At 70.2% G+C, this 16674-nt stretch carries 17 protein-coding genes; 11 read left to right on the forward strand and 6 right to left on the reverse strand.

What is annotated here, in order from left to right; translation table 11 throughout:
• Nucleotides 1-60: 60 nt before the first annotated feature.
• Nucleotides 61-255, reverse strand: coding sequence for a 50S ribosomal protein L35 (rpmI, locus tag ABD793_RS38180; RefSeq protein WP_344868411.1), 195 nt, complete (start codon nt 253-255; stop codon nt 61-63).
• Nucleotides 256-329: 74 nt separating this feature from the next.
• Complete coding sequence (gene infC / locus ABD793_RS38185; RefSeq protein WP_344868412.1) at nt 330-932, reverse strand: translation initiation factor IF-3; 603 nt, start codon at nt 930-932, stop codon at nt 330-332.
• 206 nt (nt 933-1138) lie between these two features.
• Here infC and ABD793_RS38190 point away from each other — a divergent pair, with 206 nt between their 5' ends.
• The 3 genes from ABD793_RS38190 to ABD793_RS38200 all read left to right on the forward strand — a co-directional run bounded on the left by ABD793_RS38190 (nt 1139) and on the right by ABD793_RS38200 (nt 3427).
• The gene (locus tag ABD793_RS38190) at nt 1139-1498 is read left to right on the forward strand and encodes a DUF1844 domain-containing protein (protein WP_344868414.1); all 360 of its coding nucleotides are present in this window, start codon (nt 1139-1141) and stop codon (nt 1496-1498) included.
• 295 nt (nt 1499-1793) lie between these two features.
• Nucleotides 1794-2432: a GntR family transcriptional regulator gene (locus tag ABD793_RS38195; protein WP_425548841.1), complete on the forward strand. Its 639-nt coding sequence runs from the start codon at nt 1794-1796 to the stop codon at nt 2430-2432.
• The gene (locus tag ABD793_RS38200) at nt 2429-3427 is read left to right on the forward strand and encodes a 1-aminocyclopropane-1-carboxylate deaminase (protein ID WP_344868416.1); all 999 of its coding nucleotides are present in this window, start codon (nt 2429-2431) and stop codon (nt 3425-3427) included. Before ABD793_RS38195 ends, ABD793_RS38200 begins: the two co-directional genes overlap by 4 nt.
• A 390-nt stretch (nt 3428-3817) precedes the next feature.
• On the opposite strand, the gene ABD793_RS38205 is transcribed toward ABD793_RS38200, so the two are convergent.
• The 3 genes from ABD793_RS38205 to ABD793_RS38215 are packed head-to-tail and all read right to left on the reverse strand — an operon-like array spanning nt 3818 to nt 5948.
• A complete protein-coding gene (locus tag ABD793_RS38205) occupies nt 3818-4201 on the reverse strand; it encodes a RidA family protein (protein WP_344868503.1) in 384 nt (127 codons plus the stop codon).
• Nucleotides 4201-4959: an IclR family transcriptional regulator gene (locus ABD793_RS38210; RefSeq protein WP_344868417.1), complete on the reverse strand. Its 759-nt coding sequence runs from the start codon at nt 4957-4959 to the stop codon at nt 4201-4203. The genes ABD793_RS38205 and ABD793_RS38210 overlap by 1 nt, the downstream gene beginning before the upstream one ends.
• A complete protein-coding gene (locus ABD793_RS38215) occupies nt 4956-5948 on the reverse strand; it encodes a sugar kinase (protein WP_344868418.1) in 993 nt (330 codons plus the stop codon). The genes ABD793_RS38210 and ABD793_RS38215 overlap by 4 nt, the downstream gene beginning before the upstream one ends.
• A 111-nt stretch (nt 5949-6059) precedes the next feature.
• Between ABD793_RS38215 and ABD793_RS38220 the strand changes: the two genes are divergently transcribed.
• Genes ABD793_RS38220 through ABD793_RS38255 form a run of 8 tightly spaced genes read left to right on the forward strand, consistent with a single transcriptional unit; the run spans nt 6060 to nt 16066 of the window.
• Entirely contained in the window at nt 6060-7364 is a 1305-nt protein-coding gene (locus ABD793_RS38220; RefSeq protein ID WP_344868419.1) for an amino acid deaminase, read from the forward strand.
• Nucleotides 7365-7378: 14 nt separating this feature from the next.
• The gene (locus tag ABD793_RS38225; RefSeq protein ID WP_344868504.1) at nt 7379-8974 is read left to right on the forward strand and encodes an N-acyl-D-amino-acid deacylase family protein; all 1596 of its coding nucleotides are present in this window, start codon (nt 7379-7381) and stop codon (nt 8972-8974) included.
• Nucleotides 8971-10362 carry a GntP family permease gene (locus tag ABD793_RS38230; RefSeq protein WP_344868420.1) on the forward strand — a complete coding sequence of 464 codons (1392 nt, stop codon included), beginning with the start codon at nt 8971-8973 and terminating at the stop codon, nt 10360-10362. Before ABD793_RS38225 ends, ABD793_RS38230 begins: the two co-directional genes overlap by 4 nt.
• A gap of 45 nt (nt 10363-10407) precedes the next feature.
• Nucleotides 10408-11556 carry a lactonase family protein gene (locus ABD793_RS38235; RefSeq protein WP_344868421.1) on the forward strand — a complete coding sequence of 383 codons (1149 nt, stop codon included), beginning with the start codon at nt 10408-10410 and terminating at the stop codon, nt 11554-11556.
• 26 nt (nt 11557-11582) lie between these two features.
• A complete protein-coding gene (locus tag ABD793_RS38240) occupies nt 11583-12866 on the forward strand; it encodes an extracellular solute-binding protein (protein ID WP_344868422.1) in 1284 nt (427 codons plus the stop codon).
• Between the two features lie 4 nt (nt 12867-12870).
• On the forward strand, nt 12871-13818 hold the full coding sequence (locus ABD793_RS38245; protein WP_344868423.1) for a carbohydrate ABC transporter permease: 948 nt from the start codon (nt 12871-12873) through the stop codon (nt 13816-13818).
• Nucleotides 13809-14675, forward strand: coding sequence for a carbohydrate ABC transporter permease (locus tag ABD793_RS38250; RefSeq protein WP_344868424.1), 867 nt, complete (start codon nt 13809-13811; stop codon nt 14673-14675). Before ABD793_RS38245 ends, ABD793_RS38250 begins: the two co-directional genes overlap by 10 nt.
• A 2-nt stretch (nt 14676-14677) precedes the next feature.
• The gene (locus tag ABD793_RS38255; protein ID WP_344868425.1) at nt 14678-16066 is read left to right on the forward strand and encodes a beta-N-acetylhexosaminidase; all 1389 of its coding nucleotides are present in this window, start codon (nt 14678-14680) and stop codon (nt 16064-16066) included.
• 9 nt (nt 16067-16075) lie between these two features.
• Here ABD793_RS38255 and ABD793_RS38260 read toward each other — a convergent pair whose 3' ends face one another.
• Nucleotides 16076-16603 carry a hypothetical protein gene (locus ABD793_RS38260; RefSeq protein WP_344868426.1) on the reverse strand — a complete coding sequence of 176 codons (528 nt, stop codon included), beginning with the start codon at nt 16601-16603 and terminating at the stop codon, nt 16076-16078.
• Nucleotides 16604-16674: the final 71 nt, after the last annotated feature.

A 16674-nucleotide genomic window follows, 5' to 3' on the forward strand; every position in this document is an offset into this window, starting at 1 on the left:
TGTCGGGTTCGGGGGGTGCGGGGACCCCGGAGTGGTCGGGAAAGTGTGTGGGGGCGGGGCTCAGCGCCCGAGCAGCCGCTTGACGCGGCCGACGTCGGTCTTGGCGACCTCGGTGGTGCCCTCGAGACGACGGGTCAGGCGGTTGGACTTCTTCTCCATCAGGTGCCGCCGGCCGGCCTTCTGGCGGCGCAGCTTGCCCGTGCCCGTCACGCGGACCCGCTTGGACGTACCGCTGTGCGTCTTCATCTTCGGCATGGTTGTCCTCTTTCGTGCGGCGGCACACCGGTGCCCCGGTGTGCCGCTGACTGTGCTGGTCGGCGCTGGAGGCGTTACGCCTCGGGAGCCTCGGCCTTCACGGCCTTGGGCTTCACGTTCTTGTGCGGTGCCAGCACCATGATCATGTTGCGGCCGTCCTGCTTCGGCGACGACTCCACGAAACCGAGTTCGGTGACGTCGTCGGCGAGCTTCTGCAGGAGCCGGAAACCGAGCTCCGGCCGGGACTGCTCACGCCCGCGGAACATGATCGTGACCTTGACCTTGTTTCCGGCCGCCAGGAACCGCGACACGTGACCCTTCTTGGTCTCGTAGTCGTGCTGGTCGATCTTCGGCCGCAGCTTCTGTTCCTTGATCACCGTGAGGTGCTGGTTGCGACGCGAGTCACGGGCCTTCTGCGCGCTCTCGTACTTGAACTTGCCGAAGTCCATGAGCTTGGCCACCGGCGGGCGCGCCTGCGGGGCCACCTCGACGAGGTCGAGGTCCGCTTCCTGGGCAAGCCGCAGCGCATCCTCGATCCGGACGATGCCGACCTGCTCGCCGTTGGGACCGACGAGCCGGACTTCCGGCACCCGGATGCGTTCGTTGATGCGTGTCTCGGAGCTGATGGGGCCTCCTTGGTCCGAGTTGACTACTTCTCGTTTCGACCTGGTGCCCACAATGACTCAGGCCCCGCCGCCGGCTGCTGCCGGTGGACGGGGCCCGCTCTGTCTCCGATCGCCGCGCTGCACGGATACCATCACGGCATCCGACACCTCGGCGAGACCGGACCCGGACACCTGAGACGGTGACGCGGGTGGGAGCGGGGCTCCACTTGCCGCCCCCGATCACTCGGGAGCTGGTCGCACGTGGAAGGGTACCAGACGTGTCGGAACAACCCTCTTCACCGCCCCCGTATTCCCCGGACGACCGCAGCCTGGAGGACATCCCGAGCGTCGAGGTGATCAGCCGCGCAGCCGTGATGCTGCTGTCCGCGGGCGCCGAACGGCTCGGACTGGCCGACGCCGACCCGGAGACCTCGCCGCACCGCGATCTCGACGAGGCCCGCAGGCTCATCACCGCGCTGGCCGGGCTCGTGACCGCGTCGGCGGAGTACCTGGGCCTGCACGCCGGCCCGCTGCGCGACGGGCTGCAGTCACTGCAGAAGGCATTCCGGGAAGCATCCGCGGTGCCCGACCCACCCGGCCAAGGACCAGGCGAGAAGTACACCGGCCCGGTGCGCTGAACGGTCTCCGCCGGCCCGGCGTGAGCGCTTCCCGCGCGGGTCACGGCAGATCCGCCGGGCCGCGCACCGGACCGGCGCCGAGCGAGGCCGGACGGGCTCGGCCCGAAGTCATGCCGTGGCAGGTCTGCCGGACGATTCCACGGCAGCCGCCACCGGGATCGAACGACCGGCGCGGCTCGCACGGTTGACCAGGACGGCGACCTCGCCCGGCGGTGGCAGGCCGCGGAGTGGGCTCCGCCGCGCGAAGCGTTGCCGGGGTCGTCCTCGTTCATCTAACATGTTAGATGTGAGTGTGCTGCCCCGGGTGCCCCGGTCACTGCTGCGCGATGAGGCGTACCAGCGCATCCGGCAGGCGATCATCGACGGCAGTCTTGCGCCGGGTACTCCGTTGCGGGACGCCGACCTCGCCGGCGAACTGGGGCTTTCCCGGGCTCCGGTGCGGCAGGCGTTGCTCCGGCTGGCCGAGGACGGGCTCGTGGTCTCCAAACCGCAGAGTTACACGCGGGTCGCCGAGTTCGTCGCGGACGACGTCCGGGACGCGGTCCGGCTCGTGCGCGCACTGCACGAGCTCGCGGTCCGGGAAGCGCTTCCCCGGCTCGGGCCGGCGCAGATCACCGCGATGCGGGCGGCCAACGAGCGGTTCGCCGCCGCGGTCGCCGGCGGCGAGGCCGGCACCGCGATCGAGGCGGACGACGAATTGCACGACATACCGATGCACACAGCAGGCAACCGCGCCGTGGCCGCGACTCTCGAGCGGTACACACCTTTGCTGCGGCGACTCGAATACGCGCGATTCAGCTCGTTGCCCGCACAACGTTCGGTGCAGCGGCACGAAGACCTCATCGCCGCGCTCGAAGCCGGTGACGCGACGGCCGCCATCCGGATCACCTCGACCATCTGGGCCGATCTCGAAACACTGCTGGAGGATTCGTGAGCCTCGCCGATTTCCGCCGTTTCCCGTTGCTCGTCGGGCCTTCGCCGGTGCACCGGCTGGAACGGCTGACCGAGCACCTCGGCGGCGCGGCCGTGTGGGCCAAGCGCGAGGACCTCAACTCCGGCCTCGCGTTCGGCGGCAACAAGACCCGCAAACTGGAGTACCTCGTCGCGGACGCGCTCGCGCAGGGCGCGGACACGCTGGTGTCCATCGGTGGCGTGCAGTCCAACCACACCCGGCAGGTCGCGGCGGCCGCGGCGCGGGCCGGGCTGAAAGCCGTGCTGGTGCAGGAAAGCTGGGTCGACTGGCATGATCCGCTGCACGATCGGGTCGGCAACATCCAGCTCTCCCGGCTCCTCGGCGCGGACGTGCGGCTGGTCGACGCCGGGTTCGGCATCGGATTCAAACAAAGCTGGGAACAGGCCCTCGCCGAGGTCGAGTCCGGCGGCGGACGGCCGTACCCGATTCCGGCGGGCGCCTCCGACCATCGGCTCGGCGGGCTGGGCTTCGCGAACTGGGCACTGGAACTCGAGGCACAGGAACGGGAACTCGGCATCTTCTTCGACACGGTGGTGGTCTGTTCGGTCACCGGCAGCACCCAGGCCGGGATGCTGGCCGGAGTCGCGGCGAGCGGCACGCCGCGGCGGATCCTCGGGATCGACGCCTCGGCGAAGCCGGTCGAGACGCGCGAGCAGATCGGCCGGATCGCGAAGAGCACCGTGGAACTGCTGGGCGCCGGGCCGGTCGACGAGGTACTGCTCGACGAGCGTTACCACGCGGGCGTTTACGGGATCCCGGACGAGACGACGCTCGAGGCGATCCGGATCGCCGCACGGCTGGAGGGGATGATCACCGATCCGGTGTACGAAGGGAAGTCGATGGCCGGATTGATCGATCTGGTGCGGCGCAAGGAGATTCCGGCCGGATCGAACGTGCTGTACGCGCACCTGGGCGGACAGCCCGCGATCAACGCCTACACGAGCGTGCTCGGCTGACCCGTGGCCGCCGACGCGGGCTGCCGGCCGAAGGACGTCCGGCCGGCATCAGGCCAGCACGACACGCCCTGCTGCCGTGGCACATCGGGTGCCGGCACAGCACATCCGCGCCGAGTCCCGACCAACCCGGCACGCCCGGACCCGGACAGCGCACTCGGCCAACGCAGCACATCCGACCGGCACAACACGTCCGGGCCACCATCCGGCCAACGCAGCAGATCCGGGCCGACGCAGCAAACTCCGGACCGACCGGTGGCCGGCAGCGTCCCGGGCCGGCGGGTCTCCGGCGACACGTCCGGCTGAGCGGCACCGGCCGGTGCCGGAGAAACCCGCCGGGGCACCGCCCGCCCCGGGGGCTGGGTGCCCGGGGCGGGCCGGCACCCGCGTGGTTCAGTCCAGGACCGCCAGTACGTCGATTTCCACCAGGAGGCCGGGTGGGAGGCCGACGTACACCGTGGTGCGGGCCGCGTGCGGGGCGTCGCCGATCAGGTCGTTGTAGACCTCGTTGAACTCGGCGAAGTGGCTGGTGTCGGTGAGGTACACGCGCACCATCACCGCGTCCGCCCAGCTCGCGCCCGCCTCGGTGAGGATCGCCTCGATGTTCCCGAACACCTGCCGGGTCTGGCCTGCCAGGTCGTCGCTGACCACCGCGCCGGTCGCCGGGTCGAAGGCGACCTGGCCCGCCACCTGCAGGAGGTTTCCCTTCCGGACGGCTTGCGAGAACCTCGCCGGCGGCTGCGGCGCGTTCTGCGTGGTGATCGCCGTCTTGCCCATCATTGCCCCTTTCCGTTCCCCGTCCATCCACTGTGGACGGAAGCTTCCTCGGTGGCGGCCAGCAGCTCGGGAGCGAGCGCCAGCAGGCCGTCGTGGTCCAAAAGGACCTTCGGTACCGACATCGACGCCGCGGCCAGTACTTCCCCGCCGGCGCCGCGTACCGGCGCCGCAATGCAGTGGATGAAGTCCTCGTGCTCCGCATTGTCCACCGCGTAGCCGCGGGCCAGCACGTCCTGCAGTTCCGCCAGGTACGCCTCGGGGGTGGTGATCGTGGTCGACGTCAGCACCGGGTAGTCGATCTCGTGGGCGAGCTTCTCGCGCTGGGCAGCAGGCATGGCGGCGACGAGCACCTTGCCGACCGCGGTGCAGTGCAGCGGTGCCCGCTTCCCGATCCGCGAGTACATCCGCACCGAGTGGTGCCCCTCGTACTTGTCGATATACACGACCTCACCGTCCTCATAGGAGGCAAGGTGCACGGTGTGCCCGGTGCGCAGGTTGAGCGCGGCAAGCGCCTCGTGCGAGCTCCGGCGCACGTCCCGGTCCTCCAGCGCTTGGTTCGCGAGGTCGAACAGTGCACTGCCGAGCCGGTAATGGCGCGCGTCGTCGCGCCGGACGAAATGGTGCGATTCCAGTGTGCGCAGCAGGCGCAGCACGGTCGTCTTGTGCACGCCGATCTCCTCGGCCAGCTCGTCGAGCGTCCTGGCGCCGCGGGCAAGACCGCTCAGCACGGTCAGCGCCCGGTCGAGGCTTTGACTCACCTCGCCGTCACCCCTTCCCCGGTCAGCCGCGCCGCGGCCCAGCCGTCCGCGTCCGCCTGCAGCAACATGCGCACCATCTCGTCCGGCAGCGGGACGCCGACGTCGTCCTGGGTCAGCAGCGTCGCGGCCGCCTGGAGATGCCCCTGGCGGAGCCGGGTGAGCGGGTCCGCACCGCGCAGGGTGGCGGCGAGGAATCCGGCGGCGAACGCATCCCCGGCGCCGACCGGTTCGACCACCTCGACTCGCAACGCAGGTGCGAACAGCGGGTCCGCACCGTCTTCCACGAGCGTCGCCCCGTGCTCCCCGCGCTTGACCACGAGCGTGCGCGGACCGGGCAGGAGTTCCCGCAGCCGCACCGGATCACCGGTGCCCCACACACGTTCGGCCTCGTCGTCGCCGGTGAGCACGAGATCCGCGCGCCCGGCCAGTTCACGGAGAACGGACAGATCACGCCCGGTCCACAGCGCCGGACGATGGTTGACGTCGAACGAGACGAGCAGCTCGTCGCGCGGTATGTCCAGCAACGCCCGCACGAGCGCTTCGCAGCTGTCCGACAACGCCGGTGTGATCCCGGACAGGTGCAGTACGCGCACGCCGGGGAAATCCAGCCCGGACACCAGCTCCGGTCCCATCCCGGAGGCGGCCGAACCTCTCCGGTAGTACCGCACCGGACTGCCGCTCGCACCGGATTCCTTGAGATACAGCCCGGTCGGCCGGGCCGGATCCACCACGACGCCACCGACGTCGACGCCCGCGGCGGCGATCTCACGCACGATCGCGCGGCCGAACGGATCGTCGCCGACCGCGCTGACCCAGGCACTCGGCACACCCAGTGCGGGCAGGTGCGAGGCGACGTTCGACTCGGCCCCGCCGACGGTGCGCAGCCAGGTGCGGACCTCGTCCGGCGGACCGGGTTCGGCCGGCACGAACAAGGCCATCGACTCGCCGATGCAGAGCACCTCCGGCGGACCGGTCGGACCCTTCGTCACTGCCGCATTCCCCGTTCTTTCAGCCCGTTGACCTGTGCCGACCCGGATGCTACACCTATGCAACGCATTTTGCGCAACGTCCGTTGCAATATACGCAACCGAGGTCTCGTGATGAACAGCTCCGGCAACGCCGCACTCGACGCCGCCGTCCGCGCCGGGCGCGCGGAACGGATCGACTGGCGGTTCCGCTCCATCGCGCCCGCGCTCGCCGGGCTCACCCTCGACGAGGCCGCGGCCCGCCGCGCGAACCTGTTCGCCGACGGGTTCTTCGCGCCGTTCGTGGTCCTCGACGCGGCCGCGCTCGAGCACAACCTGAGCACGATGGCGCGGTGGTGCGCAGAACGCGGGGTCGCGCTGGCGCCGCACGGAAAGACCACGATGGCACCCGAGCTGTACGCCCGCCAGCTCGCACACGGCGCGTGGGGCATCACCGCGGCGAACGCCGGGCACGTGCGGATCTCCCGCGCCTTCGGGGTGTCCCGGATCCTGCTGGCGAACCAGCTCGTCGACCCGTCCGCGTTGCGCTGGCTGGCCGGTGAGCTGGCCGCGGATCCGGAGTTCGAGTTCGTCTGCTGGGTCGATTCGGTCCGCGGCGTCGAGCTGATGACCGCCGCACTCGACGGTTCACCGCGGCCGGTCGACGTGCTGGTGGAGCTCGGCGCCGACGGCGGACGCACCGGCGTGCGCACCACCGCTACCGCGCTCGCCGTTGCCGAAGCGGCCGCGAAAAGTCCAGCCCTCCGGCTGCGCGGCACCGGCGGTTACGAGGGCGCGCTGTCGCACGACACCGACGCGGCGGCGCTGGCGAAGATCAGTTCCTACGTGCACGGTCTGCGCGAGCTTGCCGTGGCATTCGCGGAAAAGGACCTGCTCGCACCGGGCCAGGTCTACGTGACCGCGGGCGGGAGCGCCTACTTCGACCGCGTGGTCGACGAGTTGACGAAGCCCTGGCCGGACGGGCTCGACGTGGTCCCGATCCTGCGCAGCGGCGCCTACGTGACGCACGACGACGGCTTCTACCGCCAGATCTCGCCGCTCGGCGCGCACCCGCGGATCACCGGCGTGGAAACCCTCCGGCCCGCACTGCACGCCTGGGCGCAGGTCACCTCGAAGCCGTCGGACGAGCTGGCTCTGCTGACCGCGGGCAAACGCGATCTGCCCTACGACGAAGGCATGCCAGAACCGCAGCAATTGCGCAAGGAAGCCGTGGTCACCGAGCTGAGCGGGCACACCGTGACGAAGATGAACGACCAACACGCTTTCCTCGCCCTGCCCGCCGGTTCGCCGGTGGACGTCGGTGACTGGGTACGGCTCGGGTTGTCGCATCCGTGCACGACGTTCGACAAGTGGCCGCTGCTGCCGGTCGTCGGCACCGACGGCGAAACGGTGGTCGATTTCGTCCGGACGTGGTTCTGATGAGCACGGTTCGGCTGGACACGGTCATTCGCGGTGCGCAGGTCGCGGACGGCACCGGAGCCCCGCTCACCCGTCAGGACGTCGGGCTCGCCGGCGGAAGGATCGCCGAGGTCGCCGGACCCGGTTCGCTGACCGGAGGCCGAGTGCTCGACGCGGACGGGCAGGTCCTGTCCCCCGGGTTCATCGACATGCACTCGCATTCGGATCTCCAGCTGCTCGCCCGTCCGGACCACCTCGCCAAGGTGAGCCAGGGCGTGACCACCGAGGTGCTGGGGCAGGACGGCCTGTCGTACGCACCGGTGGACGACACCGTGCTGGCCGCGCTGCGCCAGCAGCTCGCCGGCTGGAACGACGATCCGCCCGGGTTCGACTGGAACTGGCGGTCGGTCGGGGAATACCTCGACCGGCTGGATCGCGGCATCGCGGTGAACGCCGCCTACCTCGTGCCGCAGGGCACGGTCCGGATGCTGGCCGTGGGCTGGGCGGACCGGCCGGCAACCGAAACCGAACTGGCGCGGATGAAAGAGCTGATCGCGACCGGCATGGCCGAAGGCGCGTTCGGCCTGTCCTCCGGTCTCACCTACACGCCGGGGATGTACGCGAGCACCGAAGAGCTGGTGCAGCTGTGCCGGGTGGCCGGCGAACGCGGCGGTTACTACAGCCCGCACCACCGCAGCTACGGCGCCGGTGCGCTGGAGGCGTTCGCGGAGATGGTCGAGGTGTCCCGCCGCTCCGGCTGTCCGCTGCACCTGGCGCACGCCACGATGAACTTCTCGGTCAACCAGGGCAAAGCACCGGATCTGCTGCAGCTGCTGGACGAAGCACTCGACGACGGCTGCGACATCACCCTCGACACCTACCCGTACCTGCCCGGCGCGACCTACCTGTCCGCGCTGCTGCCCAGCTGGGCCACCGAGGGCGGGCTGGCGCCGACGCTGGCGCGACTGTCCGATCCGGACACCCGCGAGCGGATCAGGGCAGCACTGGAAGAGTCCGGTTCGGACGGTGCACACGGTGTGCCGATCGACTGGGCCGCCATCGAAATCAACGGCGTCCGGCGGGCCGAAAACGCGGCGCTGGTCGGGCACAGCGTCGCGGATTCCGCGCGATCAGCCGGAAAACCGCCGGCACAGCTGTACTTCGACACACTGCTGGACGAACAGCTCGGCACCTCCTGCCTGATGCACGTCGGGCACGAGGAGAACGTGCAAGCCATCATGCGCCACCGCACGCACACCGGCGGCTCGGATGGCCTGCTGGTGGGCGACCGGCCGCATCCGCGGGCGTGGGGCACCTTCCCGCGCTACCTCGCCCGCTACGTCCGCGAACTGGGCGTGCTCGGACTGGCCGACTGCGTCGCGCACCTCACCGGGCGCGCGGCACGGCGGCTCGGACTGGCCGACCGGGGCCTGATCCGCCCGGGGCACGCCGCCGACCTGGTGCTCTTCGATCCGGACACGGTCGCCGACACCGCCACGTTCGCAACCCCGCGGCAACCTGCCGCGGGCATCTCCCACGTCTTCGTGAACGGCGTCGCCGCGATCGCGGACACCCACCCCACCGGCGCACTCGCCGGACACTCCCTTCGGCACCCCGGGAGGGGCAGATGATCCACTGGCTGCAGACCACGACCGGCGGTCTGCTCACCCTCGCTGCGGTGTCCATCGCACTGCTGCTCGTGCTCATCATCAAGGCCAGACTCGAACCGTTCATCGCACTGATCGTGGTCGGCCTGCTCACCGCGCTGGCCGCGGGAGTGCCGGTGGGCACCCTGGTCGGCACCGCGCAGAAGACCTCGGATTCCCTGCTGGAAAAGGGATTCGGCAGCATCCTCGGGCACATCACCGCGATCATCGGGCTGGGCACGCTGCTCGGCTCGATCCTGGAGAAATCCGGCGGCGCGCGGGTGCTGACCTCGGCGTTGCTGCGGGCCTTCGGCGAGAAACGCGCGCCACTGGCGATGGGCCTGTCCGGGCTGATCTTCGGTGTCCCGGTGTTCTTCGACATCGGCATCTTCGTGCTCGCGCCGCTGGTCTACGCCGCGGCCAAACAGGGCGGCCGCTCGATTGTGCTGTACGCCCTGCCGCTGCTGGCCGGGCTGTCCATCACGCACGCGTTCATCCCGCCGCACCCCGGTCCGGTCGCCGCCGCCGGACTGCTGCACGTGGACCTGGGCTGGCTGATCCTGATGGGCGCGGTCTGCGGCATCCCGGCCTGGTTCGTCGGCGGCATCCTGTACTCCACCTGGATCGGCAAACGGGTGGACGTACCGCTCGCCGAGGAGTTCGCCAAGCTGGCAGGCGACGACGAGGACGAGTCCCGTACCCCGCCGTCGCTGGGACTGGTCGGCGGCATCATCGCGGTCCCGCTGGTGCTGATCCTGCTCGGCACGTTCGGCAGCATCCTGCTGCCGGAGGGCTCGGCGGGTGCCGAGGTCGCGGCGTTCTTCGGCACCCCGGCGATCGCGCTGACCATCGCGACCCTGCTCGCGTCGTGGCTGCTCGGCCGCCGCCGCGGGATGACCGGTGCCGACCTCGCCCAGCTCTCCGCCGCCGCACTGCGACCGGTCGCGATGATCCTGCTGGTGGTCGGCGCCGGCTCGTTCTTCGGTGCGGTGCTGTCCGCGACCGGCATCGGCAAGGCGGTGGCCGGTTCGCTCGGCGACGCCGGGCTGCCGGTCATCCTGGCCTCCTACGTGATCAGCTGCGGGCTGCGCATCGCACAGGGCTCGGCCACGGTCGCGATCGTGACCACCGGCGGGATCGTCGCGCCGACGGTGGTGGAACTGCACTACTCCCAGCCGCAGCTGGCGCTGATCGTGGTCGCGATCTCCGCCGGGTCGATCATCGCCTCGCACGTGAACGACGGCGGGTTCTGGATCGTGTCCCGCTACTTCGGGCTTTCCGTGCCGCAAACGCTGAAAACCTGGACCGCACTGGAAACAGTCCTTTCCCTGAGCGGTTTCGCCGTGGCAGCATTGGTCATGGCATTGGTCTGAACCATGCTGGGCTGAACCACCCGGAGCGAGAGCAGGGAGAATCCGATGGCCGCAGTTTCCCGTCGCACGTTCCTCGGCGCGGCAGGCGCCGCCGGGGCGGGCACCGTGCTCGGCGCCCCGTTCGCGAGCGCCGCGTCCGGCCGGTCCGGGTCCGGCCGCGAGGCCGGGACCACCGCGTACGTCGGCAGCTACACCAGCACCCCGCCGACCGGGCACGGGCTGGACGTGGTCAGCCGAGCCGGTACCGATCCCGCGCTGAGCGCGGTCCGGACCGTCGCCGATGTGCCGGACGCGTCGTGGTTCGACCGCAGCAGCGACGGCCGCACGCTGTACGTGACCAACGAAGGCGATCCGGACGGCACGGTGTCCGCGCTCGACCTCAGCGACGGGGCGAGCCCGAAGCTGCTCGGTGCCACGTCGTCGAAGGGTGCCGCGCCGACGCACCTTTCCGTGCACAGCAGCCAGCAGTTCGTGCTGGCAGCGAACTACGGCTCCGGCAGCGTGGTCGTGCTTCCGGTCGAGGACGGCGGGAAACTCGGCGAGGCGACCGATCTCCAGCAGCACACCGGAACGGATCGCGAAGCGCACGCCCACCAGGTGGTGAACGATCCGTCCGGCAACTGGGTGCTTTCGGTGGACCTCGGTGCCGATTCGGTGTATGTCTACGCGCTGGACACCGCCACCGGGAAGCTGTCGCTGCACAAGCAGGTCACGCTGCCCGCCGGCGCGGGGCCGCGGCACCTGGTGTTCCACCCCGACGGCAAGCACGCCTACCTCGCGCAGGAGCTGCGCCCGGAAATCACCGTCGCGGGCTGGGACGCGGAAACAGGCACGTTCACGCCGCTCGCCGTCGTCCCGGCGGTGCCGGCGGGCAGCACGGGTGACCTCTTCCCCGGTGAGATCGCGGTGTCCCAGGACGGAAAGTTCGTCTACGCCACCGTGCGCGGGCCGAACACGATCGCCACCTTCACCGTCGCCGACGACGGGGCCGGCCTGACCCTGGCGTCCAGTGTGGACACCGGCGGCGACTGGCCACGGCACCTCGCGCTGGATTCCGGCGAGAAGTGGTTCTACGTGGCCAACCAGCGTTCCGGCACGGTCACCTGGCTGCCCCGCGACGCCACCAGCGGGCTGCCCGGCAAGGTCGCCGGTTCGCTCGCGGTCCCCAGCGTCAACTCGGTCTTCTTCGCCTGATCCCCGCATCCTCCCCGGGAGTCCCCATGAGATTGCGCCCTACCCTGCCCGCTCTCGCCGCGCTCGCGCTGCTGGCCGGCTGCGCACCCACCCAGTCCGCTCCGGCGGCCGCGGGCGGTGACGAACAGACCGGAACCCTGCGAGTGTGGCTGTTCGACGAGGCCAGCCGCGCCCCCAAGGAGGCCGCGGTGAAGGAGGCAGCCGCCGAGTTCGAGGCCGCGCACTCCGGGGTGCACGTGGACGTGCAGTGGGTCCCGGTGGAAGGACGCGCCGACAAGTTTTCCGGCGCGTTCAACGATTCCTCGAACGCTCCCGACGTCGCCGAATTCGGCAACACCGACGTCGCGAGCTACGCGCAGACCGGTGCGTTGTCCGATCTCTCCGGCGACCTCGCCTCGTGGCCGGCGGGCAAGGACCTGCTGCCCTCGGTGCTCGACACCGCGAAGGCGAACGGGAAAACCTACGGCCTGCCCTGGTACACCGGGGTCCGTGCGCTGTACTACCGCACCGACGTGTTCGCCGAACTGGGTCTGAAGCCACCCGCCACGCTCGCCGAACTGGCCGACGACGCACGCAAGATCCGTGCCGCGAAGCCGGATCTCTACGGCATCGCCACCGGCGGCAAGTACACCTACGCGATGCTCCCCTTCGTCTGGGCCAACGGCGGCGACGTCGCCAAGCAGGACAACGGGAAGTGGACGTCCACTGTGGAATCCGGCGCGGCCGCCACCGGGCTCGCGGACTATGCCGCACTGCTCAAGGACGACATCTGCCCGCCGTCGGCCTGTGCGAACCTCACCGGCACGCAGAGCGTGACCGCGTTCGCCGGCGGCAAGGCAGGCATGGTCATCGGCGGCGACTTCAACCGCAAGGCGGTGGAACAGGGCACGGTGCAGGGCAAGTACGGGATCGTGCCGCTGCCGGGCACCAAGCCGGGCTCGGTCGCACCCGCGTTCGCCGGCGGCAACCTGCTCGGGGTGTTCGGTGCGAGCAAGCGGCACGGGCTCGCAGTCCAGTTCGCCCAGCTGCTGGCCGGCCCCGAGTACCAGGAGAAGATGTATGCCGCGATGGGCAACCTGCCCACCCTGCAGAGCGTGCAGAAGAAGCTCGCCGCGAACGACCCGTCGCTCAAGGCGTTCGTGGACACCCTCGCCGCAGGGACGAAGTTCGTGCCCGCGGCACCGGGGTGGTCGAAGATCGACAGCCAGAACGTGCTGCCCACCGCGGTGCAGCAGATCGCGACCGGCGGCAAGACCCCGGCTGCCGCGCTGTCCGACGCCGCGGCGGCGATGAACAAGAACTTCGGCTGACGCGGTGGCCACACTGCGCCCGCGGGCGCCGGGCCGGGCGGTACGCCGCGACGGCCGCGCCGCCCTGCTCTACTTGCTGCCCGCGGGGATCCTGCTCGCCGCGGTACTGGTGTACCCGATCTACCAGCTGGTGCTGATCTCGTTCTACGACTACGGCCAGCCGCAGGCAGCGGGCGCGGCACCGCTGGTGTTCCTCGGGCTGGACAACTACGCGGCACTGGTTTCGGACGTGCAGTTCTGGACCGTGCTCGCGAAAACGGTCGGGTTCGCCGCGGTCTGCGTGGCGGGCAGCCTGGTGGCCGGCACCGCGCTGGCGGTGCTCGCCACCCGGGTGCGCGCGCTGCCCCGGATGCTGTTGTTCCTGGCCGCGCTGGGCGCCTGGTCGACGCCGGCGATCGCGGGCTCGTACGTCTGGCTGTTCCTCTTCGACACCGATTTCGGGCTGGTCAACGAGGTGCTGTCGGGCATCGGGTTCAGCGGGATGGCACACCACTCGTGGACCTTCGGCACGGTCGGCGCATTCGGCCTGGTCGCCGCCGAGGTGATCTGGTGCTCGTTCCCGTTCGTGCTGGTGACCATGTACGCCGGAATCCGCGCGGTGCCCGGTGAGGTGCTGGAGGCCGCCGCGCTCGACGGTGCCTCGACCTGGCGCAGGACCTGGGCGATCGTGCTGCCGATGGTGCGCCCGCTGCTGACCATCGCCACCATCCAGTCGATCATCTGGGACTTCAAGGTGTTCACCCAGATCTACGTGATGACCAACGGCGGTGGCGTGGCCGGGCGGAACCTGGTGCTCAACGTCTACGCCTACCAGCAGGCCTTCGCCGGGCAGGAGTACGGCCTCGGCTCGGCGATCGGAGTCGTGATGACGTTGCTGCTGTTGTCGGTCACCGGGCTCTACGTGCGCACGCAGCGCCGGGCCGGGCAGGAAGGGGCCGCGCCATGGCGGTGACCGGTGCCCGCCGCGTGCGCCGTCCCGGACGGCTGGTGGCCGAGATCGTGACCGTGGTGATCGCCGGGATCGTGGCGTTCCCGCTGTACTGGATGGTGCTGTCCGCGTTCAAACCGGCCGGGGAGATCCAGAGCGCGGACCCGAAACCGTGGACGTTCGCCCCCAGCCTGGACAGCTTCACGCGCGTACTCACGGTGTCCGGCTTCGGCCGGTACTTCCTCAACAGCCTCGTGGTCGCCGTCGTGGTGGTGGTGCTGTCGCTGCTGCTGTCGTTCCTGTCCGCGGTGGCACTCACCCGGTTCCGCTTCCGCGGGCGCACCGTGGCGCTGGTAATGATCCTGGTCGCGCAGATGGTGCCGGTGGAGGCGCTGACCATCCCGCTGTTCTTCCTGATGCGTTCGGTCGGCGCCGCGGTACCCGCGTTCGGGCTCAACGAGCTGGGCTCGCTGGTGCTCGTGCACCTGGTGTTCAGCCTGCCGTTCGCGATCTGGATGCTGCGCGGGTTCGTCGCGGCGGTGCCGGTGGAGCTGGAGGAGGCAGCCGAAATCGATGGCGCCTCGCGGATGCGGTTCACCTGGCAGATCCTGTTCCCGCTGGTCGCACCGGGACTGGTCGCGGTGAGCGTGCTCGCGTTCATCCATGCCTGGAACGATTTCCTGTTCGCCAAGACGTTCATCATCTCGAAAACCGAGAACCAGACGCTGCCGCAGGCGATCCTGGTGTTCTTCAAACCGGAGGACACCGACTGGGGCGCGGTGATGGCCGCTTCCACCCTGATGACGATCCCGGTGCTGGTGTTCTTCGTACTCGTGCAGCGGCGGCTCGTCGGCGGGCTGGCCGGCGCGGTGAAAGGCTGACCATGCCCGGTTTCGCGACCCTGCTGCCCCGCCCCGTCTCGGTGACCGAAGCGCCGGGCACCTGCGCGTGGCCCGCCCCGGTCGAAGTGCGCCGCACTGCGGAACTGCCCGCCGAGGGCTACCGGCTGGAGATCACCCCGAGCGGGGTCACGCTGTCCGCCGCCGATCCGGCCGGTGAGTTCTACGGCCGCCAGACACTGCGCCAGCTCGCCGGACCGGACGCGTTCCGCGCGGCCGCCATCCACAGTGGACTGCGGGTGCCGTGCGGTACCGTCGAGGACCATCCCCGGCTGGGCTGGCGCGGCTGCCTGCTGGACGTCGCACGGCATTTCCGCACGAAGGCCGAGGTACTGCGGTTCGTCGACCTGCTGGCCGCACACAAGCTCAACGTGCTGAACCTGCACCTCACCGACGACCAGGGCTGGCGCATCGAGGTTCCGCGGTTTCCGAGGCTCACCTCGGTGGGCGGCTGGCGGCGTTCGTCGATGGTCGGCAGGCACGACGGCCCGGAACGCGACGGACGTCCGCACGGCGGTTTCTACTCCACCGACGACCTGCGGGAAATCGTGGCCTACGCGGCCGAGCGCGCGATCACGGTGGTGCCGGAGATCGACCTTCCGGGCCATTCGCGCGCAGCCATCGCCGCCTATCCGGAGCTCGGCCCGGACCCGTCGGCGTCGTGGCAGGTCTGGACGTCCTGGGGCGTGAGCACGGATCTGCTCGATCCGTCGGAGTCCACTGTGGAATTCTTCCGCACGGTGTTCGACCACCTGCTGGAGGTGTTCCCGTCCCCGGTGATCGGCCTCGGCGGTGACGAGGTGCCGGGTGCGAACGCGGGGCACAGCCGTCTCGTACGGGCGATCGCGGACCACCTCGGCGCCCGCGGCCGTACCCCGCTCGGCTGGGACGAGGTGCTGGACACCGGCGAACTGCCGCCCATGGTGATCGGCGCGTGGCGCGATCCGGCGCACGGTGCCCGCGCCGCCCGGCTCGGCCACGACGTGGTGCTCTGCCCGGAGGAGCACCTGTACCTCGACCACCGGCAGAGCGACCATCCGGACGAACCGATCCCGGTCGGCTACCTGCACACGCTCGAAAACGTCTATGCCTACGAACCCGATCTGCCGGGCCCGCGGCTGCGCGGGGTACAGGCACAGGTGTGGTCCGAGCACCTGGACACCGCGCGGCGCGTGGACTACGCGGCATTCCCGAGGCTGTGCGCGTTCGCGGAAGTGGCGTGGAGCAACGGACCCCGGGACTTCGCCGAATTCCTGCCACGGCTGCGCGAGCACCATCTGCCCCGACTGGACGCGCTCGGGGTGGACTACCGGCCGCTCGACGGTCCGCACCCCTGGCAGACCCGGCCGGGGGTACCCGGGCGGCCACGCTGAGCCCACCGCTCAGGAGGTGGGTCGCTCGTCCAGCAGGTGCAGCGAGCGGAGCCGCTGAACCACCGGCCCGCCGATGGTCTTGACGCGCTCACAAGCGGTGTCGGCAGTAGCCGGCGGGTAGTAGGCGACGCCGACCAGGACCGACGTCCCGTTCTCGGCGAAGATCGTCCCAGCGCACCCGGCGTTGACCCGGCTTTTGCCCAGCAGGACTTGCTCGCCCCCGAGTTCCACGTCGCCGAGCGGCTCGGGATAGCTGTCGCTGAAGTCGACGAACACGCCGCGGTCCCATCTGACGAAGATCGCGGTCGTGAAGGAACCCGCGGTCCACCAGCAGTTGCGAAACCTCGCTTCGTTGACGGTTTTCCCTTGCCCGAGACCGTTTGCGGTCGCCACGGACTGCTCGATGAACGAACAGGGATCGGCGTCCCGCACGCTCATCGGGGCCGGGGCCGCACTCGGCGCCTCGCCACTGCAACCGATGACGACCGTGCCGATCAGTCCACCTGCTGCCAGACCGGCTGCACCTGCGCGCCTCATGTGCCCCCTCCTCCGTGCTCGGAAGCACCCTAGGGCCACACTGCGGGACCGGTCCCGCGCCGTATAGGCCG

It is taken from the genome of Amycolatopsis ultiminotia, from assembly GCF_039536925.1.
Classification (GTDB): domain Bacteria; phylum Actinomycetota; class Actinomycetes; order Mycobacteriales; family Pseudonocardiaceae; genus Amycolatopsis; species Amycolatopsis ultiminotia.